Annotated in this window: 24 protein-coding genes, 1 pseudogene and 1 riboswitch; of the genes and pseudogenes, 9 read left to right on the forward strand and 16 right to left on the reverse strand. The window is 37.9% G+C overall.

Annotation, left to right across the window (positions count from 1 at the left end):
* The first annotated feature begins 42 nt into the window (after window positions 1-42).
* Window positions 43-1,299: a BaiN/RdsA family NAD(P)/FAD-dependent oxidoreductase gene (locus TP70_RS09525; protein ID WP_044361248.1), complete on the forward strand. Its 1,257-nt coding sequence runs from the start codon at window positions 43-45 to the stop codon at window positions 1,297-1,299.
* A 67-nt stretch (window positions 1,300-1,366) separates the two neighbouring features.
* Here the strand turns inward: TP70_RS09525 and TP70_RS09530 are convergent, their stop codons facing one another.
* The 3 genes from TP70_RS09530 to TP70_RS09540 form a co-directional block, all read right to left on the reverse strand.
* Window positions 1,367-1,678, reverse strand: coding sequence for a rhodanese-like domain-containing protein (locus TP70_RS09530; protein WP_044361250.1), 312 nt, complete (start codon window positions 1,676-1,678; stop codon window positions 1,367-1,369).
* Between the two features lie 10 nt (window positions 1,679-1,688).
* Window positions 1,689-4,100, reverse strand: coding sequence for a leucine--tRNA ligase (leuS, locus tag TP70_RS09535; RefSeq protein ID WP_044361252.1), 2,412 nt, complete (start codon window positions 4,098-4,100; stop codon window positions 1,689-1,691).
* A gap of 317 nt (window positions 4,101-4,417) precedes the next feature.
* Window positions 4,418-5,599, reverse strand: a complete 1,182-nt coding sequence (locus TP70_RS09540; RefSeq protein WP_044361255.1) for an MDR family MFS transporter — start codon at window positions 5,597-5,599, stop codon at window positions 4,418-4,420.
* 109 nt (window positions 5,600-5,708) lie between these two features.
* Here TP70_RS09540 and TP70_RS09545 point away from each other — a divergent pair, with 109 nt between their 5' ends.
* Both TP70_RS09545 and TP70_RS09550 read left to right on the forward strand, forming a co-directional pair.
* Entirely contained in the window at window positions 5,709-6,662 is a 954-nt protein-coding gene (locus tag TP70_RS09545; RefSeq protein WP_044361257.1) for a TIGR01212 family radical SAM protein, read from the forward strand.
* A complete protein-coding gene (locus TP70_RS09550) occupies window positions 6,659-7,219 on the forward strand; it encodes a tRNA (mnm(5)s(2)U34)-methyltransferase (protein WP_044361259.1) in 561 nt (186 codons plus the stop codon). Before TP70_RS09545 ends, TP70_RS09550 begins: the two co-directional genes overlap by 4 nt.
* A 53-nt stretch (window positions 7,220-7,272) precedes the next feature.
* Here the strand turns inward: TP70_RS09550 and TP70_RS09555 are convergent, their stop codons facing one another.
* The 3 genes from TP70_RS09555 to TP70_RS09565 form a co-directional block, all read right to left on the reverse strand.
* Window positions 7,273-7,686 carry a transcriptional regulator, SarA/Rot family gene (locus TP70_RS09555; protein WP_052502910.1) on the reverse strand — a complete coding sequence of 138 codons (414 nt, stop codon included), beginning with the start codon at window positions 7,684-7,686 and terminating at the stop codon, window positions 7,273-7,275.
* A 205-nt stretch (window positions 7,687-7,891) separates the two neighbouring features.
* A complete protein-coding gene (locus TP70_RS09560) occupies window positions 7,892-8,842 on the reverse strand; it encodes an L-lactate dehydrogenase (RefSeq protein WP_044361261.1) in 951 nt (316 codons plus the stop codon).
* A gap of 267 nt (window positions 8,843-9,109) precedes the next feature.
* Window positions 9,110-9,934, reverse strand: a complete 825-nt coding sequence (locus TP70_RS09565) for an alpha/beta fold hydrolase (RefSeq protein ID WP_044361263.1) — start codon at window positions 9,932-9,934, stop codon at window positions 9,110-9,112.
* 246 nt (window positions 9,935-10,180) lie between these two features.
* Here TP70_RS09565 and TP70_RS09570 point away from each other — a divergent pair, with 246 nt between their 5' ends.
* Entirely contained in the window at window positions 10,181-11,164 is a 984-nt protein-coding gene (locus TP70_RS09570; RefSeq protein WP_044361265.1) for a proline dehydrogenase family protein, read from the forward strand.
* A gap of 370 nt (window positions 11,165-11,534) precedes the next feature.
* On the opposite strand, the pseudogene TP70_RS12785 reads toward TP70_RS09570, so the two are convergent.
* The 8 genes and pseudogenes from TP70_RS12785 to TP70_RS09605 form a co-directional block, all read right to left on the reverse strand.
* A pseudogene (locus TP70_RS12785) lies at window positions 11,535-11,692 on the reverse strand (transposase); the annotation flags it as partial.
* Between the two features lie 157 nt (window positions 11,693-11,849).
* The gene (ribH, locus tag TP70_RS09575; RefSeq protein ID WP_044361267.1) at window positions 11,850-12,311 is read right to left on the reverse strand and encodes a 6,7-dimethyl-8-ribityllumazine synthase; all 462 of its coding nucleotides are present in this window, start codon (window positions 12,309-12,311) and stop codon (window positions 11,850-11,852) included.
* A 15-nt stretch (window positions 12,312-12,326) separates the two neighbouring features.
* Entirely contained in the window at window positions 12,327-13,508 is a 1,182-nt protein-coding gene (locus TP70_RS09580; RefSeq protein WP_044361269.1) for a bifunctional 3,4-dihydroxy-2-butanone-4-phosphate synthase/GTP cyclohydrolase II, read from the reverse strand.
* Between the two features lie 30 nt (window positions 13,509-13,538).
* Entirely contained in the window at window positions 13,539-14,168 is a 630-nt protein-coding gene (locus TP70_RS09585) for a riboflavin synthase (RefSeq protein ID WP_044361271.1), read from the reverse strand.
* Window positions 14,169-14,172: 4 nt separating this feature from the next.
* Window positions 14,173-15,219, reverse strand: coding sequence for a bifunctional diaminohydroxyphosphoribosylaminopyrimidine deaminase/5-amino-6-(5-phosphoribosylamino)uracil reductase RibD (gene ribD, locus TP70_RS09590; protein WP_044361297.1), 1,047 nt, complete (start codon window positions 15,217-15,219; stop codon window positions 14,173-14,175).
* A gap of 175 nt (window positions 15,220-15,394) precedes the next feature.
* Window positions 15,395-15,535, reverse strand: a riboswitch (FMN riboswitch).
* Between the two features lie 370 nt (window positions 15,536-15,905).
* On the reverse strand, window positions 15,906-17,381 hold the full coding sequence (locus TP70_RS09595) for an FAD/NAD(P)-binding protein (protein ID WP_044361272.1): 1,476 nt from the start codon (window positions 17,379-17,381) through the stop codon (window positions 15,906-15,908).
* A 317-nt stretch (window positions 17,382-17,698) separates the two neighbouring features.
* Window positions 17,699-18,562 carry a peptidoglycan release complex glucosaminidase SagB gene (gene sagB, locus TP70_RS09600; RefSeq protein ID WP_044361274.1) on the reverse strand — a complete coding sequence of 288 codons (864 nt, stop codon included), beginning with the start codon at window positions 18,560-18,562 and terminating at the stop codon, window positions 17,699-17,701.
* A 226-nt stretch (window positions 18,563-18,788) separates the two neighbouring features.
* Entirely contained in the window at window positions 18,789-19,010 is a 222-nt protein-coding gene (locus tag TP70_RS09605; RefSeq protein WP_044361276.1) for a hypothetical protein, read from the reverse strand.
* Between the two features lie 198 nt (window positions 19,011-19,208).
* Between TP70_RS09605 and TP70_RS12070 the strand changes: the two genes are divergently transcribed.
* Both TP70_RS12070 and TP70_RS09610 read left to right on the forward strand, forming a co-directional pair.
* Window positions 19,209-19,682 (forward strand): RNA polymerase sigma factor, encoded by a 474-nt coding sequence (locus TP70_RS12070; RefSeq protein ID WP_084207693.1) that lies wholly within the window; start codon window positions 19,209-19,211, stop codon window positions 19,680-19,682.
* Between the two features lie 11 nt (window positions 19,683-19,693).
* A complete protein-coding gene (locus TP70_RS09610; RefSeq protein ID WP_044361277.1) occupies window positions 19,694-20,134 on the forward strand; it encodes a competence protein ComK in 441 nt (146 codons plus the stop codon).
* Here TP70_RS09610 and TP70_RS09615 read toward each other — a convergent pair.
* Complete coding sequence (locus tag TP70_RS09615; protein WP_044361278.1) at window positions 20,131-20,580, reverse strand: hypothetical protein; 450 nt, start codon at window positions 20,578-20,580, stop codon at window positions 20,131-20,133. The two genes, TP70_RS09610 and TP70_RS09615, sit on opposite strands and share 4 nt — an antisense overlap.
* 108 nt (window positions 20,581-20,688) lie before the next feature.
* Window positions 20,689-21,399, reverse strand: coding sequence for a transaldolase (locus TP70_RS09620; RefSeq protein WP_044361279.1), 711 nt, complete (start codon window positions 21,397-21,399; stop codon window positions 20,689-20,691).
* 181 nt (window positions 21,400-21,580) lie between these two features.
* Here TP70_RS09620 and TP70_RS09625 point away from each other — a divergent pair, with 181 nt between their 5' ends.
* The 3 genes from TP70_RS09625 to TP70_RS09635 are packed head-to-tail and all read left to right on the forward strand — an operon-like array spanning window position 21,581 to window position 22,613.
* The gene (locus TP70_RS09625; protein ID WP_044361281.1) at window positions 21,581-21,883 is read left to right on the forward strand and encodes a hypothetical protein; all 303 of its coding nucleotides are present in this window, start codon (window positions 21,581-21,583) and stop codon (window positions 21,881-21,883) included.
* Between the two features lie 17 nt (window positions 21,884-21,900).
* Complete coding sequence (gene crcB / locus TP70_RS09630) at window positions 21,901-22,266, forward strand: fluoride efflux transporter CrcB (protein ID WP_044361283.1); 366 nt, start codon at window positions 21,901-21,903, stop codon at window positions 22,264-22,266.
* Entirely contained in the window at window positions 22,263-22,613 is a 351-nt protein-coding gene (locus TP70_RS09635; protein WP_044361285.1) for a fluoride efflux transporter FluC, read from the forward strand. The genes crcB and TP70_RS09635 overlap by 4 nt, the downstream gene beginning before the upstream one ends.
* Window positions 22,614-22,724 lie beyond the last annotated feature (111 nt).

Below are 22,724 nucleotides of genomic sequence, written 5' to 3' on the forward strand. Positions count from 1 at the left end.
TTAAAATCAATAATATATACAATTTGAAGGAGAAAATCATACATGTATCAAACTATTGTCATCGGTGGTGGACCAAGTGGTATTATGGCTGCCATCTCAGCGAGTCAAAACAATCAAAGTGTCTTACTGATAGAAAAGAAGCAAGGGCTCGGTCGCAAACTTAAAATATCAGGCGGTGGGCGCTGTAATGTAACGAATAACTTACCTTACGAAGAAATCATTAAAAATATTCCGGGGAATGGTAAGTTCTTGTATAGCCCTTTCTCACTTTTTGATAACCAATCTATTATTCAGTTTTTCGAATCACGTGGGTTAAAACTTAAAGAAGAAGATCACGGACGCATGTTTCCTGTGACGGACAAATCTCAAGATGTACTTGATGTATTAGTTGCAGAATTGAACAAACATCATGTTGAAGTTTTAGAGAACAGTCCTGTCTCAGCTATATCTACGTCAGACGCCCACTTTACTGTGACATTAGAAAATGGTAAAACGTACGACGCGCAAACCGTTGTGATTGCAACAGGTGGGACAAGTGTGCCGCATACAGGTTCAACAGGTGATGGTTATGCATTCGCCAAAGCTTTTGGTCATACGATTACAGACTTGTTTCCAACCGAAGTACCGATTCGTTCAAGTGAACCATTTATTCGTGAACAAACACTGAAAGGACTCAGTTTAAAAGATGTTGCCTTATCTGTATTACGTAAAAATGGTAAAAAGCGTATTACACATCAAATGGATATGTTGTTCACCCATTTCGGTATTAGTGGCCCCGCCGCATTAAGATGTAGTCAATTTATTTACAAAGAACAACAGCAACAAAAACGTCAAGACATTCAAATGCAACTTGATGTATTTCCATCAATGAATGAAGAACAGGTGAAACAACAGATTATTAAATTATTAAAGTCACAACCGGATAAAATTATTAAAAATGCACTTAAAGGTTTGATTGAAACACGCTATTTACACTTTATGCTTGAACAAGCACACATTGATTTAGAAACAACGTATCATCATTTAAGCATGCAACAAATAAATGACTTAGCCCATCAATTTAAAGCTTTCACGTTTACAGTCAATGGTACGCTTCCATTAGAAAAAGCCTTTGTAACAGGTGGCGGTGTCTCCATTAAAGAAGTCGTCCCTACAACAATGGGTTCGAAATGCCAAGACGGCCTATTTCTATGTGGCGAACTACTCGATATACACGGCTACACTGGCGGTTATAATATTACAAGTGCACTTGTTACTGGTTACGTTGCCGGTTACTACGCCGGACAATATACACCATAATACGCAAACAGAGGATGTCCCATACACTTGTGGACATCCTCTGCTTATTTAAGTTATGATATCGGGATTAAATCCCACCGTATGTTAAACCACCGTCGCCCCATGCATTCATACCGCCATCAACGTTCACTGCATCAATCTCTTGATCAGTTAGATAGTCAACAACTCTCGCACTACGCGCACCAGCGGCACATACAATATAGTATGTTTTATCTTTATCAAAATCATTTACATGCTGTGGAATTTCTTGCATTGGAATGTGTGTCGCATTTGGAATCATCCCTAATGCCACTTCGTCATTCTCTCGCACATCAACGATATGAAGTGGTTCATTACTTAATATTTTCTCTTTTAGTTGATCCATTGAAATTTCTTTCATCGTCTCACTCCTATTTTGCAACAATGTTCACAAGTTTTTGCGGTACAGCAATGACTTTCTTAACGTCTTTACCTTCTAAGTTCGCTTTTACCGTGTCATCTGCTAAAGCGATACGCTCCATTTCTTCTCTCGGTGTATCTTTCGCAATTTCAAGTTTCGCACGTACTTTACCATTAATTTGAACAACGATTTCAACTGTATCCGCTTGTAATAAAGCTTCATCATACGTTGGCCAAGGTTGGTACGTGATTGTTTCTTCATGACCTAAAATTGCCCATAATTCTTCACCGATATGTGGTGCGATTGGCGCTAACATTTTAACGAATCCTTCCACATAAACACGATTGATAGCGTCCGCTTTGTAGCCTTCATTAATAAAGACCATCAATTGACTGATCGCAGTATTAAAGTTTAATGTTTCAAAGTCATCCGTTACTTTCTTAACCGTTTGATGATACACTTGCTCTAATTTTGGCGTCGGTGCATCCACAACTTTGTCTGATAACGTATGATCTTCTGTCACGAATAAACGCCATACACGGTCTAAGAAACGACGCGCACCGTCAAGTCCTGTCTCACTCCAAGCGATAGACGCATCAAGTGGCCCCATGAACATTTCGTACAAGCGCAACGTATCCGCCCCGTGAGATGCAACAATTTCATCTGGGTTCACGACATTACCTTTAGACTTACTCATTTTTTCGTTACCTTCGCCCAAAATCATACCTTGGTTGAAAAGTTTTTGGAATGGCTCTTTCGTTGGTACGACACCAAGATCATAAAGCACTTTGTGCCAGAAACGTGCGTACAACAAGTGAAGTACCGCATGTTCTACACCACCGATATATAGGTCAACTGGTAACCAATGTTTTAACTTTTCAGGATCTGCTAACATTTGATCATTTTTCGGATCGATATAACGTAAGTAATACCAGCAGCTACCTGCCCATTGTGGCATTGTATTTGTTTCACGACGGCCTTTCATGCCTGTCTTTTCATCTACAACATTCACAAATTCCGCACTATTTGCGAGGGGTGATTCGCCTGTACCGGATGGCTTAATTTGATCCATTTTCGGTAATAGCAATGGCAATTCTGATTCTGGCACTGTTGTCATTGTACCGTCTTCCCAATGAATAATTGGAATTGGCTCGCCCCAATAACGTTGACGGCTAAACAACCAGTCTCTCAACTTGTAGTTTACTTTGCGTTCACCAGCGCCTTTTTCTTCTAAAATCGCAATCGCTTTGTCAATTGCCTCTGCATTGTTAAGGCCATCTAATTCACCAGAGTTAACGTGTGGGCCATCGCCAGTATAAACCGGTGTATCTTCAGTGTGTTCAATGACATTCACTACGTCTAAACCAAATGTTTCAGCAAACTCATAGTCACGTTCGTCATGACCTGGAACCGCCATAACAGCACCTGTACCATAAGACGCAAGTACATAGTCCGCAATCCAAATTGGAATTTGTTTACCTGAAAGTGGATGCTCTGCATAAGCACCTGTAAAGACACCTGTTTTCACTTTTGCTAAATCTGTACGTTCAAGATCTGACTTTTTAGATGCTTCTACTTGATACGCTGCCACTTTTTCCATCTGTTCTGATGATGTGATTTCATCTACCAAACGATGTTCTGGGCTTAATACAAGGAATGTCGCACCGTATAGCGTATCTGGACGTGTTGTGAAAACTTCAATCGTTTCATCAGATGACGCAACTTTAAAGCTTACTTTTGCCCCTTCAGAGCGACCGATCCAGTTGCGTTGCATATCTTTAATTGACTCTGGCCAATCTAAATCCTCCAAGTCTTTAAGCAAACGATCTGCATACTCGGTAATTTTTAATACCCATTGTTTCATCGGACGACGGACAACCGGGTGCCCACCACGTTCAGACACACCGTCGATAACTTCTTCATTAGATAGTACTGTACCGAGTGCTTCACACCAGTTAACTGGAATCTCATCAATGTAAGCTAAACCTTTTTTATAAAGTTGAATAAAAATCCATTGCGTCCATTTGTAATATTCAGGATCTGTTGTGCTTACTTCACGATCCCAATCATAACTAAAGCCAAGCTCTTGAATTTGGCGTTTAAACGTTTGAATATTCTGCTTCGTAAATTCAGCTGGGTCATTACCCGTATCTAACGCATATTGTTCAGCCGGCAAGCCAAACGCATCCCACCCCATTGGATGAAGGACATTATAGCCTTGCATACGTTTATAACGTGACACGATATCTGTTGCTGTGTAACCCTCAGGATGACCAACGTGTAGCCCTGCACCTGATGGATATGGGAACATGTCTAAAGCATAAAATTTCTTTTGCCCTAGATTGTCTTCCGTTTTAAACGTTTTGTTGTCTAACCAATAATTTTGCCACTTTTTCTCAATTTGCTTATGATCATAATTCACAGCATTGCCCTCCTAAAATACAAAAAACACCTCAAACTACTGTTATTCCTTAGGGACGACAATCATGCCGCGGTACCACCCTCATTCACATACGTGCACTTCATTTCAATAATAGTTGAGATGTTCTGTTATTCATTTTTTATATTGGCAAGTTCACCTAATTGCAATCGTTAGTTCGCACCAACACTAACTCTCTGAAGATTACACATTAAGCTACTACTCCGTTGAAAATCCACTTAATATAGACACTATATTATATTCTATAATAGGCAATTTAACCTATCGTTGCAAGCATAATCTTTTATTTCTGTGACACATTACTGAAACATTGAATGACCTTTAATCCCACGATCAAATACGGCTAAAAAGAATAAACCGATAACGAGCAATCCAATCATTGATAAGAACATCACATGCATATTGAAATAATCGACAAGTAAACCGCCCACAAGCGGTCCTAATGCTTTACCAACTGTCGATGCAGAATTGACGATACCTTGATACACGCCTTCACGCCCTTGAGGGGCAAGATGACTGGCAATCGTCGGCACTGCTGGCCAAATAAACATTTCTGCAAAGGTCATAATCACCATACCGACAACAAAAAATGAAAAAGATGTCGCAAAGCTTGTAACATAAAATGACAAAATTAAAATAAAGACACCAACGTATAATTGTTTTTTCAATTGCCCTTTCAACAAATGAACAATCGGTGCAATTAACGGTTGACCGACTAAAATTAGCACACCATTTAATGTCCATAATAAGCTATACTGCGGCATAGAAATACCTATTTCTTGTGTGAAAGACGCGATTGTTGTTTGCCACTGAACGTAAGCAACCCAACAGCATGCAAACATCACACATAATAAAATAAGTGCTGTAAAGTGCTTTTTATTTTGCACGTTTGCAACATTTTCAATTGTCGTATGCTGTTTCACTGTAGCTTGATATTCTACATTGAATTGCCATATCGCAATAATAAAGAATGCGACATACATCAATAAGTTCGCTAAAAAGATATAGTTAAAACTAAAGTCCGCAACGATACCGCCTAATGCCGCTCCAAGTGCGACACCAATATTTTGTGCTAAATAAATGGCATTGAATGTCTTGCGTCCACCTTGTGGCCATAGCGCCCCTGCCATAGCATAAATTGCCGGGATAATCATACCTCCACCAAAACCTAACATAATAAGCCATATCGCATACCACGGCCATCCGTGAAAAAAGTTTAAAAGACATGTCGCAATTAAACTAAAAATTGTTCCAATCATAATCGTACGGTACCCGCCTAGACGGTCAAACATTGTCCCACCTAGTAAGTTGCCAGCAATCATGCCAATCGAATTAATCATTAACACTAAACCAGCAACACTCAATGATTTACCGAGTTCATTCGTCATATAAATCGTATTTAACGGCCATAAAAAACTCGCACCGGTAATATTAATTGCCATACCGATAACTAACCACCATATCGCGCGCGGCATTCGCATCATTATCTCCTCTTTCTCTCTATGGTCATATCTTTCAATATAACACGTCAGTCAAAAAATATGGTAAAATCTTGGAATATATTGTGTAAATGAGAAAGGACGAGACGAAATGGGAACAGTATTTCCTTATGCTTTCGAAAACAAGCGCTATCATACGCTTAACTATCATCTAAAAAATACATTTGGTGAAAAAATATTTAAAGTCGCATTGGACGGTGGCTTTGATTGTCCAAACCGTGATGGCACGGTTGCACATGGCGGCTGCACATTTTGTTCGGCAGCTGGTAGCGGTGACTTTGCCGGTAATCGCGCAGATGCCATTCCTGTACAATTTCAAGAAATCAAATCTCGCATGCATGAAAAATGGCACGAAGGCAAATACATCGCATATTTCCAAGCATTTACAAATACACACGCCCCTGTCGAAGTATTGCGTGAAAAATTTGAAGCGGCACTACAAGAAGAAGGCGTCGTTGGATTATCCATTGGCACACGTCCTGACTGCTTGCCAGATGACGTTGTAGAATATTTAGCAGAATTAAATGAAAGAACCTATTTATGGGTCGAACTCGGTTTACAAACGATCCATCAAACAACATCAGATCTCATTAACCGTGCACATGATATGGATGTGTATTATGAAGGTGTTGCAAAACTACGCAAACATGGTATTAACGTATGTAGCCATATTATTAACGGGTTACCTGGCGAAGATTATGACATGATGATGGAAACAGCCAAAGCGGTTGCGAATATGGACGTTCAAGGTATTAAAATCCATTTACTACACCTTTTAAAAGGCACGCCAATGGTAAAGCAATATGATAAAGGGTTATTACAATTTATGTCGAAAGAAGCCTATATCAACCTTGTATGTGACCAGCTCGAAATTCTACCACCTGAAATGATTGTTCATCGTATTACAGGCGATGGCCCAATTGATTTAATGGTGGGACCAATGTGGAGTGTTAACAAATGGGAAGTACTTAACGATATTGATGCTGAGCTTGAGCGCCGTGGATCGACGCAAGGTAGTCGTTATCAGAAAGCAGTACAACAATGATTGTCCAACGCATCTTACCGTTTGCCAAATTACTCATTACGTCACATATTCAAGCAGATAGTACTGTCATTGATGCAACGTGTGGTAACGGGCATGATACCTTGTTTTTGGCAGAGGCAGTACCTGATGGCCATGTTTATGCTTGTGATATTCAACGAGCAGCAATTGAGGCAACACATCAAAAAATACAAAACTTCCAACATGTGACACTCGTTCAAACAGGTCATGAAAATATCGTCAATCATATCAGTGCTGAACATTTAACACGCTTAGATGCTGCTATTTTCAACTTGGGTTACTTGCCTAAAGGTGATAAACATATTGTGACACAGCCAGAAACAACCATTTCAGCGATTGAAACCATTTTTAAGCAGCTTCGTCCAGAAGGTATTATTGTGTTAGTTGTGTATCCAGGACACCCTGAAGGTCAAATTGAAAGCCAACACGTGTATCGCTATTTACAAGCATTCGATCAACAACAAGCACATATATTACAATACAGCTTTATTAACCAGCAAAATCATCCACCTTATGTGATTGCAATAGAAAAAAGATAAATGCAAAAAACTGTACGGCATCAAAATCCGTACAGTTTTTAATATGAAGCGCTTTAGTTTCCAAGGCCCAACTTCATAATTTGGCTATATTGCTGGTCCATTTTAGTCTGATGATGTTTAATTTCTGAAGCAATCATAGCAAATAAATCACGCTTTTTATCAAGCATATCTTCGTTATAGTAAATCATAACAGTGCGCTCATCATTAGTTGGTCGCTCTTTAAAAATCCACTTTTTACTCACTAAATGATTGTATGTACGCGAGCGTTTGTATGACTTGATTTGAACAAATTTGTCCATTTCTTTTAAAGTCATCGCACCCTTTTCCCAAAGCGTCAACAAGATTAGCAATTCGTCCTTTGTTAATTCGAACTTTTCAGCAATTGCGTCAAACACTGTTTCTATTTCCGTTTGCAACGAATACAATGCTTTAATACCATTTTTGTTATCTGCTTTACCATCAGTCATTCATCATTCTCCCATCTTGAAACATAATCAACATTACTAATATACCCACTAAAGCAACTTTTGAAACTAATAATATTGAGCAAATTTAGAATATTTTCTTTTGTATTATAATATCCTACAAATACAATCTAGGAAACCGACAATAACGTAATAAAAAAAGACATCGCCCAATAAAGGACGACATCTTTTTACAATTTATCTAATATTAGAATAAATGATTGATTGAGTCTTGCATGTCTTTAAGAATTTGCGCAGATTTTTTGAATTTCGCTGCTTCATCTTCATTTAAAGGTGTTTCGATAATACGTACAGCACCTTCAGCATTGATCACTGTTGGTACACCTGTGTAAACACCATCAACGCCGTATTCACCTTCTAAGTAGCTAGAAACTGTTAATACAACATTTTGGTTACGTAAAATCGCTTTAGAGATATGCATTAAGCCCATTGCAACACCGTAGTAAGTTGCACCTTTTGCTTTGATAATGTCATATGCAGCATCACGTGTATTTACATAGATGTCTTCGATTAAGTGTTCTTTTTCAGGGTTTTCTTTCAATAAGTCGTATAATGGACGACCTGCAATTGTTGCACTTGACCATACTGGCACTTCAGAGTCACCGTGTTCACCAATAATGTTAGCATGTACACTTGATGGTGCTACATCGAACTCTTCACTTAATAAATGTTTGAAGCGTGCTGTATCTAAAATTGTACCTGAACCAATAACTTTGTGTTTTGGTAAGCCAGAGTATTTCAACGTTACATATGTTAATACGTCAACAGGGTTTGCTGCGATTAAGAAAATACCGTCGAAACCACTATCCATAATTGGTGTGATAATACCTTTGTAAATCTTAGCATTTTTTTCAACTAAGTCTAAACGTGTTTCGCCCACTTTTTGTGGTGCACCCGCACAGATTACGATTAAATCGGCGTCGCCACAGTCTGAATATTGACCTGCTTTAACTTTTACTGGAGACATTGCATATGGTGCACCGTGATTTAAATCAAGTACATCACCACGAACTTTGTCCTCATTAATGTCAATAATCACTAACTCGTCTGCAATACCTTGACTGACCATTGTAAATGCGTAACTTGCACCTACTGCACCGTCACCTACTAATACTACTTTATTACCTTTTTTCGCCATAAAGACTCTCTCCAATCTATCTATAATCAATGTTATAACCGTTTTTATATGTGAAGCATTTCACATATAATAATCTATCACGCTTTACCGCTAAGTTCAAGTTTTAAAAATATATAATATCGCTATTTATTACCAACATAACATTTTAATACTATTTTTAAAATTAAATGGTCTATTTACTATCATTAGCAAATGACGTTATAACATTATCTTAGTTATAGACAATTGATTTACACGTTTTATGAAACAAACATTTCCTTATATATGTCATTTTAGTGTATTTTCATCTTCCACTAAAAAACCGGCAGCGTGAACGCGATTGTTTAAAAAGCTTAAAATATAGCGCATTACCGCTTCTCGTTGTGGTTCATTATGCACTTCATGTGCAAAGCCTTGCCACGCCTTCACATAAAGCTCCTCATAGTCACATACGGTCACAAGTTGGCGTGTCACAGAAGTATCCGTAATGCGGTCTGCCGTACCATACATTAAGCAGAGCGGCACAGCTTTCATATTATGAATATGATTCGCCGTTTCTTTCATGTTGCGCACGACTTCTTGATACCAGTGATAGCTCACTTTTTTCAGCATAAGCGCATCGCTTAACGTTTCTTCTTGTACTTCTTCATTTGATGTTAAATCTGTTACATCAATGCCTAAATCAAATTTCGCTGCTTTAGATACATCGCCGATATTCGACGTTAAAATATTTTTACGCGTGTGACCATTATTTTGAAAAGCAAGCAGTGGCGAGATTAAAACAAGCCCTTCAATACCTAAGTCCACTTTTTCAAGTAAATTAACGGCAATTAATCCGCCTAAACCTACACCAATCATAAAAATCGGCAAATGGTACCCTTCTGCGATTTTCAACCACTCTAAAACAGATTCATGATATTCATCAAAACTGTCTACTTGACCTTTATTCATACGAGATGTCTGCCCTTGTCCTGGCAAGTCCCCCATAATTACATGGTAGCCATTTCGTCTCAAATGTGTAATAACATACGCATATCGTCCTGTATGCTCTAACAAATTATGAACAATAACAACGACACCTTTTGCTTCACTTACTGTTTCCCATTTCCACATATGTACCGAACCTTTCTTGCTAAATACTTTTATATTTCATTATAGCTTGTCTTACCCTATCATGGCTAATAAAAATCAAATATTGCACAACGCTATGATATTGAACAAAAAATAATTTCCAATTACAGCTTATTTGGGCACTTCGTATGTTTCGTTGTAAAGTTTTCCATTAAAAACGTTTTCATCACATTAATGTTCGTGATACACTGTAATTAAACATCAAACAAAGTTATGGGAGGAATAAAAATGGGTTTATTCAAAGACTTTTTTATTGCTTTATCAAACAACGCTTTTCTTAATGCATCAGCTAAAAAAATTGGTCCGTCACTAGGCGCAAACAAAGTTGTAGCTGGTAATTCTATCGAAGACGTTGTCAGAACAATTCGACGTCTTAACAATAAAAATATTGCAGCAACTGTCGACAACCTTGGTGAGTTTGTGAATTCAAAACAAGAAGCGATTGCTGCCAAAGATGACATCTTAAAAATCATGTCGGCTATACATACAAATCAATTAGACGCACATGTCTCTATTAAGCTTAGTCAGTTAGGGGCAGAATTCGATCGTCAACTTGCTTACGACAACGTATACGAAATCGTCAAAAAAGCAGATGAGTACAATCATATGCACATTAACTTTGACACTGAAAAATATGATAGTTTATCAGACATTACACATACATTAGATCAGTTAAAGACTGAATTTTCTAATGTTGGCACAGTGATTCAAGCTTACCTCTTTAAAGCGGATGAGCTGATTGATAAATATCCTGACTTACGACTTCGTTTGGTTAAAGGTGCTTATAAAGAATCGCCACATATCGCTTATCAAACAACCGAAGAAATTGATGCCAATTACATTCGTTTAATTGAAAAGAGATTATTAAATGCGCAAAACTTTACATCGATTGCGACGCACGACCATCGTGTTATTAATCATGTGAAAGCATTTGTAGAAGCACATAATATTGATAAGTCTAAGTTTGAATTTCAAATGCTATATGGTTTCCGCTCTGAGCTTGCTGAAGCCATAGCAAAAGAAGGCTACAACTTTACAATCTATGTGCCTTATGGCGATGACTGGTTTGGCTACTTTATGAGACGTCTTGCGGAACGTCCGCAAAACTTAGCACTTGCATTCAAAGAGTTCGTTAAACCAAAATCACTCGCTGTAGTAGGTGCAGTTGCTGTAACAGCATTACTGTTAGGTAAAAAGTGTAAAAAACACTAAATAGCAGAAACCCCTTGAAGATTTCATTCAAAACCTTCAAGGGGTTATTTTATACTGTCTATCTTCTGTGGTGGATAGATAATTAAAAGTACCTATATTATAATTTCATATACGTAGGAATAGCTAGGCATGTCGAAGCGTACAATCTTGATGGGTTGTGCGCTTTTTCAGTACCATCGTTTCTTTATTGCTCGCTTTCCTGCAGGCCTCGCTCGAACTAATAAACGCTTTTATTTAAAGCATTAAGAAGCGTTTATGGATTTCTCACGTCGGCTTATTCTGCAAGGAGTCTCGCAATAGAAACGATTACTTCGTGATGCAAAATAAATACGTCAACATAATAAGCGTTCTAGCTATTACCACGTAACGTTTAAGCAACATAACGCGTTAGGCCGTCCTTGACAGGGCGTTGATACAGCCTGAAAATCAACAGTATCCGTGCTTTGAAGTTATCAAAATTTCGATAGCTATACGATACGCGTTTTATTAACTTGATTTATTGTTTATCCCTTCAATACCACCATTATTGAGTTGTGGGTTATTAATCGTTGTATGGATGATTGGTAAGTATAGAATCAGATGACACGCCAAACACAACAAGATACCTTTTTCTTCTCAACACATTGTAATGTTTCTTTAAAGCACAACCAACCACATTGTTTTAGTGATTCATATTTTATGGTTATTAACCAATCGCTTTTAATAAGTTCGCCATTTCAATAGCGCCAACTGCAACTTCTGAACCTTTATTACCAGCTTTTGTACCAGCACGTTCAATGGCTTGTTCGATATTTTCTGTAGTTAGTACACCGAAAATAACCGGTACACCTGTGTCATCACTCGCTTTGGCAATCCCTTTTGCCGCTTCATTACAAACGTAGTCGTAATGTGATGTAGCACCTCGAATGACACAACCGAGTGTAATCACTGCATCATATTTGCCAGATTGTGCCATTTTTTTCGCAACAATCGGTAATTCAAATGCACCCGGTACATATGCAACATCAATCGCATCTTCCTCTACTTGATGACGTTTCAACGCGTCCAATGCACCTTCTAATAAACGACCTGTAATCAAATCATTAAAACGACTTACAACGATACCAATTTTTAATCCTTGTCCTACTAATTGTCCTTCAAAATTCATGTTTTTATCCTCCAATTATATTAAATGTCTCATTTGATTTTTTTTGACTTCCATATAGTCATGATTGTGCACATTCGTTTCCGTAATAACAGGTATGCGATTTGTCATCGTAATACCATAATGTGCCAGACCTTCAAATTTTTCCGGATTGTTCGTCATTAAGTTCACTGACGTAACACCGAAATGTTTTAAAATTTGTGCTGCATTATCATAGTCACGCATATCCGGCGCAAACCCAAGTGCCTCATTGGCCGAAACGGTATTGTAGCCTTGTTCAATTAATTCATAAGCTTTTAACTTATTCATGAGTCCAATGCCACGACCTTCTTGTGGTAAATAAATAACCATACCACCATGATTGTTAATATATGACATGGCAAATTCTAATTGTTCACCACAATCACATCTTGCACTATGAAAAATATCGCCCGTTGCACACGCTGAATGAATACGCACATTCATTTCATCTTGAATGTCACCATTCACAACAGCGATTAATTCCGAACCATCAATATCCGACGTAAAGCCATACATATCAAACGTGCCATAGCGTGTTGGCAATTGCACTTTCGCTTCTTGCGTAATAAGTGACTGATTCGTTTTAATGTAATCTACTAAATCATCAATCGTAATCATGCACAAACCATGCTTTTCTTTGAACATTTGTAATGCTTCACCTCTTGCCATCGTGCCATCTTCATTCATAATTTCACAGATGACACCCGCTGGTTTCGCACCTGTTAACTTCGCAAGATCGACAGTCGCTTCTGTATGACCACGACGTCCTAATACACCTTTTTCATGTGCAATGAGCGGAAATACGTGCCCAGGTCGGTTGAATGTTGCAGCCGTCATATTGTCATCAATTAACGCACGTGCAGTACGTGTTCGTTCAAACGCACTAATACCCGTTGTTGAATCAACGTGATCAATACTGACAGTAAATGCTGTCGAATGTGGATCTGTATTATTTTGCACCATCGCATCAATACCTGCTTGTTGTGCAATTGATTGATCAACCGGACAACAAATCAACCCGCGACCATATCGTGCCATAAAGTTAACCGTATCGTCTTTCATCCATTGTGTAATGGCGAGCAAATCGCCTTCGTTCTCTCTGTCGTCATCATCGCAAACAATAATTGATTCACCGTTTTTTAATGCTTGCAATGCAACTTCTATCTTGTCAAACGCCATCCTTTAGCCCTCCTCGACTTCTCATCAATGTTAAAAACCTGCACGTAATAAACTATCTACCGATACACCGTTATTTTGACGCGTAATATTTTCAACATATTTGAATAACATATCTGTTTCTAAATGGACAGGATCGCCCTGCTTTTTCATCGATAATATTGTCGCTTTACGCGTCTCAGGAATCAGATGAATATCAAAACTTGTCGTTTCTTTTTTAAAAACAGTCAAGCTGACACCATCTACCGCAATCGAACCTTGTGGAATCATTTGGTTTAAAATATGATTCGGTGCTTTAATCGTATAAATCCATTCGTTACGGGATTGCTTAATATTCAAAATAACGCCTTTATCATCGACGTGACCTTGGACGAAATGACCGCCCAAACGACCAGTCGCAAGTAGGGCTCGTTCTAGATTCACTGATTGACCTGTCGATAATTGTCCTAAATACGTTTTATCTTCTGTGCCAGCAATGACTTGAACGGTAAATGATGTTGCATCAAATCGCACGACTGTTAAACACGTGCCATTCACACTAATCGAGTCACCGATATGCATATCACTTAAGATTTTTTCACATTGAATCGTTAATTCTGTTATAGGATTTTGCTTTTTTATCGATTGGATTGTACCAATTTCTTCAACGATACCCGTGAACATGAGATCACTTCCTTTTCATGAGTAGTTTCATGTCCGTATCTATCATTTCAGAATGTACAATTTCAAAATGGTTAAGCTGATCAAGTGGCGTCACACCTTCAGTTTGAAAGTATTGATACTTACCTTGACCACCTATTATTTTCGGGGCTAAATAAAGGATAAAGGTTGAAATAAATTCAGAAGCTAAAAATTGTGAAGTTAGTTTCGGCCCAGCTTCTATAAGGACACGGCCAAAACCTTTGTTATATAAATCATGTAAGACTGTCTCAGTTTCAGTATTAGGTAGTTGTACAATGTTGACATGTTCCAATGGTGATACAAGCGCTGTGTTATCTGTGTACACATAAACTGGTGCTAAATGATCGTGGAACAATGTCGCATCCCAATTGATATTTCCTGAACGCGTCAATATTACACGCGCTGGATGTCGACCATCAGCTGTACGTACTGTAAGGCTCGGGTTATCCGCGGTTAACGTTCCATTCCCAGTTACAATCGCATCATGCATATGACGTAACTTGAAAACATCTGTTTTAACAGCTTTTGATGTAATCCATTGGCTTTCATCGTGATCCGTTGCTTGCTTACCGTCCAAACTTGCACTGACTTTTACAGTGACAATGGGTAACGATGCCGTCTTACTTGTAAAGAACGGTGCGTATAGTTGCTCGGCACGTGGATGCGGTTCATAGTATACATCAATGCCTTTTTCCACCATCATATCATGACCTGTCGCAGGTAACGTGATGTCTCTAGCCGCATAAACGACTTTTTGAATACCTGTTTCAATAATACGGGCTGCACACGGCGGTGTGGCACCATAATGCGAACATGGTTCCAATGAAACATAAATCGTTGCACCTTTCACATTGTCTTGCCCTGCCATATCAATTGCTTGAATTTCAGCATGCTTATCACCTTTTTTAAGATGTGCACCCATACCAATGATACGACCCTCTTTAACAATAACAGCGCCAACAGGTGGATTAACACCCGTTTGTCCTTCTACCATTTCTGCTAAACTGATTGCCTGTTCTAAATATTGTTTTATTGTCATCACCTCAAATCTAAAAACAAAAAACCACTCGTTTTAACTGTTCGAGTGGTTGGATTTATCATAATGTAACAGCATAGCACATGCTACATTTTCAGCTATTTTACCATCACTAAATAAGCGATACGACTGTATTAAAAAATACAATGTATTGCGCGTCATGGTACACTGATGATTCTTCCTCCCATCCAGACTTTCACTGTCGGCTCTAGATTCTCACTAGATCAGCCATAGTCAACAGAAACTGTTCACTACAGGTCGCAGGCTTAAATTTACTGCCGGTTGGGATTTCCACCCAGCCCCGAAAGAATATCATATATGAAATTGTTTGAGATTCAAGATACGCAACAGTCATCGCATGTTAAAACATATACGATACTGTACGCATTTAGCTTACTCCATTTTTTTACAATTGACAATGCATTTGCACTAAAATCATCGGAATTATAATACTTATTCTGTCGTATTAAGGAGCCGGACAGAAAAAACTTTCAACGCCCCACACAGAAAAGCGTGTATCAAAAATGTTTAGCATTAAGCAAAATTTTGTAGAAATATAAAGTCTGCTAGAAACACTGGCAATATAAGTTTTAAAATAACTGATTATCTTCAATTCTAATCCGCCTTATAGAAACACTACAACAAAAGCACTGCTGATAAACGCATTATTGCCTACTTATCTCTTATACTTCAGACTCTTTTTCTAATTGTTGATATAATTGCCCAACTGTCTTAACCGCTTGTTGGACAATCATCGTCACTGCATTGCGCTGAAAATTCACGCCGTTCGTAATTTGACCGATTGCACGAATATTTGTCATCGTTCCATAGCGCGGACTAATCACTTCATTCGTCTCAGGGACAATTTGGATACCGCCCATCGGATGTGCTTGAATCATTTGTTTATTCGCCATATCAAGCAATAGTGCATCAGATTCATCCAACTGATCTAAGCGTGTTTTCGGCCCCGTCGCATTAATCACCACATCCACCATACATTGACGACCTGCGTCATCAAATTTCAAACGATAACGGCCATTCGTTCGTTCAACATGTGACAATCCCGAACGAATCTCTAACATGTCATTGTGCAACGCATTCAAAATAAGTTCTGCCGTATCACGTGGCATTGGATTCGAATTTTCTTTCACATATTGATGATAGCGTTCATGATAAGCTTGTTGGTCTGCATGCGTTAAACTATTCCAAATCCAGTCCATATTATCCTTAACTGCCATTAATACACTTTGCAAGCGTCCAAGTTGTTTAGCATGTGCCATATCATATTTCAAATCTTGCATAACATCGCCAGTTTTACGTTGTAATAGTTGTTCGAGAGGAATCTCCAACGCATCACATTCTTTACGAAAAAGTTCAATAACCGTTTCTAATGGCACAGAATCCATATGCTTGCGCTTTAATTTTGAAAAATGCGCTTTCGTTAAATAGTGTAAATCAACCTTTGTCATATCCCCGCGCACACTCGGTAGTTGACCACTACGACTGGCTAACATGAGCGGCTTGTTATGATGATTCAAGACATATCGAATGACATCTAGGCTCGCTAAACCCGTCCCAATAACCGCAATTTTATCCGTATCCACAACTTGGTCTAACGTGCGATTCGCTGGATATGGAGAGTCGATATAACCACGTTGCCCTTTTAATTGATATGGATCGTTATAAGACATCGTTCCAATCGTTAAAAAGACATAATCATACGTGTTCACAATATCATCTGTACATACAGTGATTTTGGGATGACAACTTGTGCTATCCTGCACCTCAACACCGAGTTGCGTAACTTCTTGACGCACCACATGAATATTGTCATACAATTGTATGTAATGATCTAAATAACCTTTCATATAATGACCGAAAACAAAACGTGGCAAATACGTCGCACGCCCATAGTCAAAATCATTTTGCGTCTCATACCATTCACGAAATTCATGAACATTATCAATATTGAGTGACAACATATCCACCGGCACATTAATTAATAAATCATCGCTATCATTTTGAAATGGTTCCCCTTGTCCCATATTTTTTTCATTATCATAAATCGTTACGTCAAGTTCTGCAAAGTTCGGATGTTTAACAAGCTGTCTCAAAACACTTACCCCTGCTGTCCCCACACCAATAATTGCAACTTTCATTCTTTCATCACCTTCAACAAATTCATTTCACATTGTTATACCCTTTTTTAGCCTAGACGCACCACATTTAGTACTAAATATAGATTTTTATGAAAATGCACAGTCATGTTATACTAAAAATGAAAAACGAGACACATTCCACGTTCGATTCAGATAATCAAATATCTGATAACCGGTTCAAACGATTGATTGAGGTGAACATATGTTTAGATTCATTATAAAAGTCATCATATCCACAATAATTTTATTCTTTACACTCGGACGTAAAAATAAAGCACAATAAAGCGTTTTTCGCTCTATTGTGCTTTATTTACTATTTAATAATTTTTGCCATCTTTGTGCTTCTCATCGTCTTTATAGACATACCAGTTAAAGTACTTACCTTCAGTTTTTATGTCCTTATAGAAGTCAGCGATGATTGTCGCATTACTTTTCGCCCAATTAATATCAGTCGCATATTGATGCTCACCCGGATCTTTCGGGTTCCATCTCATGCTGTACAACGTATTTTGATCTGGATGTGATAAGTAGTGATCATGAATAAACTTCGCACCACCATTAATCGCCTTTTCAGGTGTATCCCATCCTTTTTTCTTCGCATATTCCGCACCTGTTTTAATCGGATCTTCGTCCAAAGCACCCACACCATAGAAGTTGTAGTACTTTTTACCGTCGATTTCAACCCCATTAGACAGTTCAGACATGACTGAACCCGTTTCTAACAAAGCATGAGAAATCAAGTAAACTTCATTGACCTGTTGCTCTTTCGCTGCTGCAATGAAATCATCCGTATGCGCTAATAAAGTTGGATGGTCGTACAACATACGTTTAATTCTATTTTTATCAATACCTTGATACTTCGATAAATCTAAAAACTGATATTTTTGGCGTTTGTCATCCATAAATACTGAACTATCCATTGCGTCACGGATTTCTGCATCCGACGCATCACGCCAGTTTGTATTATCTTTATTTGAGACTTGTTGACTTGTATAGTTATCAATCTGCTTTTTCGCAGCAGCTTCTAATGTTACATCTAACTTTTCAACTGATTCCACTTGATCGACTGATTCAAAAAAGATCTGGTCTTTAATCATATTAAAAAAGGTAAACGCTGTAACTAAAGCTATGACAAATAGTCCAACAATCACAATAATTGAACTTTTGTTACGCTGTTTCATAGATACACCTCTTCAGAATATTCTTTTTTCTGATGATCCTATTTCATTCACACTTGAATACAAATTTTACCACCAACTTGTGCTTTACACAATTCGATTCACCTGTTGTTACAGATTCATAAAGCAACAGTAATATCTATGTAACGTTCATCGCTCCAAAACCTTTGCACGAATCGTAGCACTGCACTTGTGAAAAATATGTCCAATCTATTTCCATCAACATATTTTATAATGGACGGCGATAGTCCATCATGACAAAACTCATCGCTTGTGAACGATTTTTATAATAATACGGCACTAAATCGACCTTGCCTTCGATCTCTCCAGCACGATACATCATTTCTTTTTCAATGTTATTAATCATAATAAAATCAGATTTATCACGAATCTCATCTAAATCCTCGTTGCGCGCAAAAAAATGAACTAAATTTAAATGTTCGTAATCCATGTTAACTCCCCCTCTTATGCCCTGAATAAAATAGCTAAATGAATCATTAAACCATCTTTTTTATCATTATGTTGCTATTTTTCAGTCATAAACGATGTCTAGAACTTAAAATAGCACACATCAACAAATGTCACAATCCTTGAACTGTGATAAAAATACTGTGACCGGTCATTCTATCATACAAGGAGGTGCGTTCATATAGACTTTCATGAACTATATCAACGTTATCACAAGTACATTCATTACTTACTCAACAGGTATCATATTCGCTATCATTACGATGAGTATTTCCAACTTTTACTCATCAAATTATGGGAACTTTATCAAAACTTTGATACATCTCGAGATACCAATTTACATGCTTACCTCACATATCGCCTTAAATTTTATTTAATCGACTTGTTAAGAAAGCAAAGTCGTCAGCCACAACTGACATCTATTGACACACCAGAAAACCAGCTTCCGACGACGAACATCAATGACAAGTTATTCTCCATCCAACAATGGGCGTTACAGCTCCCACATACGCATCGACACTGGCTTCACCTGTATTTGCAAGGTTATACACAGCTAGAAATTGCAGAACGTTTAAGTCGCTCCCCTACATCTATCAAAAAATATAAAAAAGAAACACTGCAAGCACTTCGTCATTCTCACTTTAAAGATTACTAGGAGGTCGAACGATGTCATACCCAATCAACATTGCCTATGACACATTACTTTATATTCGAACGTCACAACATGCCACGCATTGTCTAGATTTGTGTTTTAGCACACATCTCACACATACGACATTAACCTTTCACGCATTGATGAAGCATATGCTGGCGTCGCACCATAAACATTGGTATACACAAAAGCAGCTTTCTCGCCAAATACTTGGTAAACATCAATTAATGCCTATTTATATCTCCAAAAAACTCATTTTATGTCCGTTACAGTCACGTCGTGCACCTGTGCAATATTACATTAATATGCAACAAGTCGTTGGTATGTCTTCGCACAGAGCGCATACGACAATCGTCTTCATAAACAATCATCGTATCACAATCCCCTATCCCTACACTGTTTGTGTTAAAAAATGGAAAGCTGCGCAAATATTAATGCAAACGCTCAATCATTAGTCTACTTTATTAAATTTATACTCTACTAAACGCTTTGTGAAAAACGCATTGGCCACTTTCATCATAAGCATCGCGATCAACATCAATACGACACCACCAACTAATGCTGCAATCACAGTTGACGTTGATAGGGTCACTTGTGGATGAATAAAATGATTGACTGCTGTTAAACTTAACAACATGCCTGTTATTAGTATACCTAGCAACAGAATATTCGCCATAAACAAACCGATTAATGTAGCAAATAAATGGTTCGCACCAACAACTCTTGATTTAAAGACATGTTCTTGTAAATAAAAACTGGCGAATTTACCGGGTGTTTTAAATTGTTCTTGTACAGCGTCCATTCTATCGTCAGATAACAACTCAGCTAACTTCGCCTTTTCACGACGGTTCAAATACCACAGTTGTTTTTCCACTTTATATTTAAAAACGTTATTCTTCATACAAAACTCCTTTTTATTCATTTCTTTTTAAAGGTTCACATAAAAAATGGGAGTGACAGGTACCAGCTTATTATATCGTAGGTACGATGTCACTCCTATCGTCTATTTTTATAAAATGCTTAATCCAGATGATTGAATATCTTTTGCAAATCCTTGAACTGTATCGACTGATAATGTATTAATATCGCGACCAATATTCGCAACTTTTTTCACAACATCGGCAGGACAAGTAATAATATCTGCACCGATTTCATCTGCTTGAATCACATTGAATAATTCACGGCAGCTTGCCCATAACAATTTGACACCTTTTTTGCTATGTGTAACGCGCACAGATTCTTTCATCAATGGCAGTGGATCCACACCAGTGTCAGCAATACGCCCAGCAAATACTGATACGTATGTTTCAACACCTTCTGTAACAGCATCTGTAATTGCTTGTACTTGTTCAAGTGTGTAAACAGCTGTTACGTTCAATTTCACGCCTTGTGCTGATAATTTTTCAATCAGTGGCAGCATAGATTCTCCTTTTGTGTTCACAATCGGAATCTTAACGAAAATATTTTCGCCGAATTGCTCGATGATTTTCGCTTCTTTCTCCATTGTTTCCATATCATCACCAAATACTTCAAATGAAATTGAAGCATCTGGAATCGCTTCGACAACTTCTTGTGCGAATGTTTTATAATCTTGTACACCCGCTTTAGCCATCAAGCTAGGGTTCGTTGTAAAACCGTCCACTTCTTTATTTTGGTATGCTTGTTTCATTTGTGCAATATCTGCACCATCTGCGAATACTTGTACTTTTAAATCAGCCATTGTAAGCCTCCTAGTTCTGTCTCATGGATTTTACTTATAATTATGCCTATATTAAAATATTAACATTTTTATCATATTAAAGGCTATATATAAGCATTAATGAATGGATTGTATATTAACACCTTTATTCTTATTGAACAAATATGCTATTATTACAAGCGATAATAAAGGAGGCAGTCGCATGTCGAAATCAAAAAAATATTTTTATTTATCTGTGCTGCTTATTATAGCTAGTTTTTATTTTAACGCACAAAATCCCATCTTAAATCAACATTTTAGTTCCATTGTTAAAATTATTTTTATTTGTAGCATTATCAATACAATCACATTAATTATTGCCATTCTATTTGCAGACAAGTCAATCAAATATCTGCCTGAAAAAAGAAGTTGGATTCATCGAGCGGCCAAAGCCTTACCTTGGATACTATTCGTCGTTATTGTCTTTCACCTCATCTCAGCATTTCGTACATTTGGTATTATTTAATGTGAGGTGGTATCAACGTGAAATACATAGCGGTTTTTATCGGTGGAAGTTTAGGTGCCGGCTTAAGATATGCGTTTGCGAGTCTTCCTAACGACGGCATGTTTCCAGTTGGGACATTTATCGCAAACTTATTAGGGGCATTATTAATGGGATATTGCGCTGCTGTAACACCCCCACTTTTTGAGCGTTATCCTTTGATTAAAAAAGGCATAACAACGGGTTTTATTGGTGCTTTCACAACCTTTTCAACTTTCCAATATGAACTTGTTCAATTATTTAATCAAACTGCATGGGTACCCCTATTCACATATATGTTATTGAGTTATTTCGGTGGCATAGTATGTTGTTATATCGGCTATCGAATAGGAGGGGCGCAACGATGAATTTACTTCTCGTACTTTTAGGCGGAGGCATAGGCGCTACAGCACGCGCATATGTAGCTGATGTGTGTGCATCTTTTTACCATCAATCCTTTCCTATCGCAACACTCATCGTCAATCTCATAGGCAGTGGACTCATTGGTCTATGTGGCGGTCTTTTAGTGGCACACACACCTCTACATGCGTTATTCGTTATTGGGTTTCTTGGCGGTTTAACAACTTTCTCAACCGTTCAACTCGAACTCGTTCAAATGATTCAAAAACGACAACTTGGACAATGGATCAGTTATAGCTTTTTACAATACGCCTGCTGTTTCGGTTGTTGTTATATCGGTACATTACTCATATAAAATCGAGTAGGAGAATAGCCATTAGTTGACTATTCGTCCTCTCACACCACCAAGCGTCAGACTGTCTAACAAATAAAATGTAAGAGGAAATCAGAAAGGTTTCTTCTTACA

The sequence above is a fragment of the Staphylococcus microti genome, from assembly GCF_000934465.1.
Classification (GTDB): domain Bacteria; phylum Bacillota; class Bacilli; order Staphylococcales; family Staphylococcaceae; genus Staphylococcus; species Staphylococcus microti.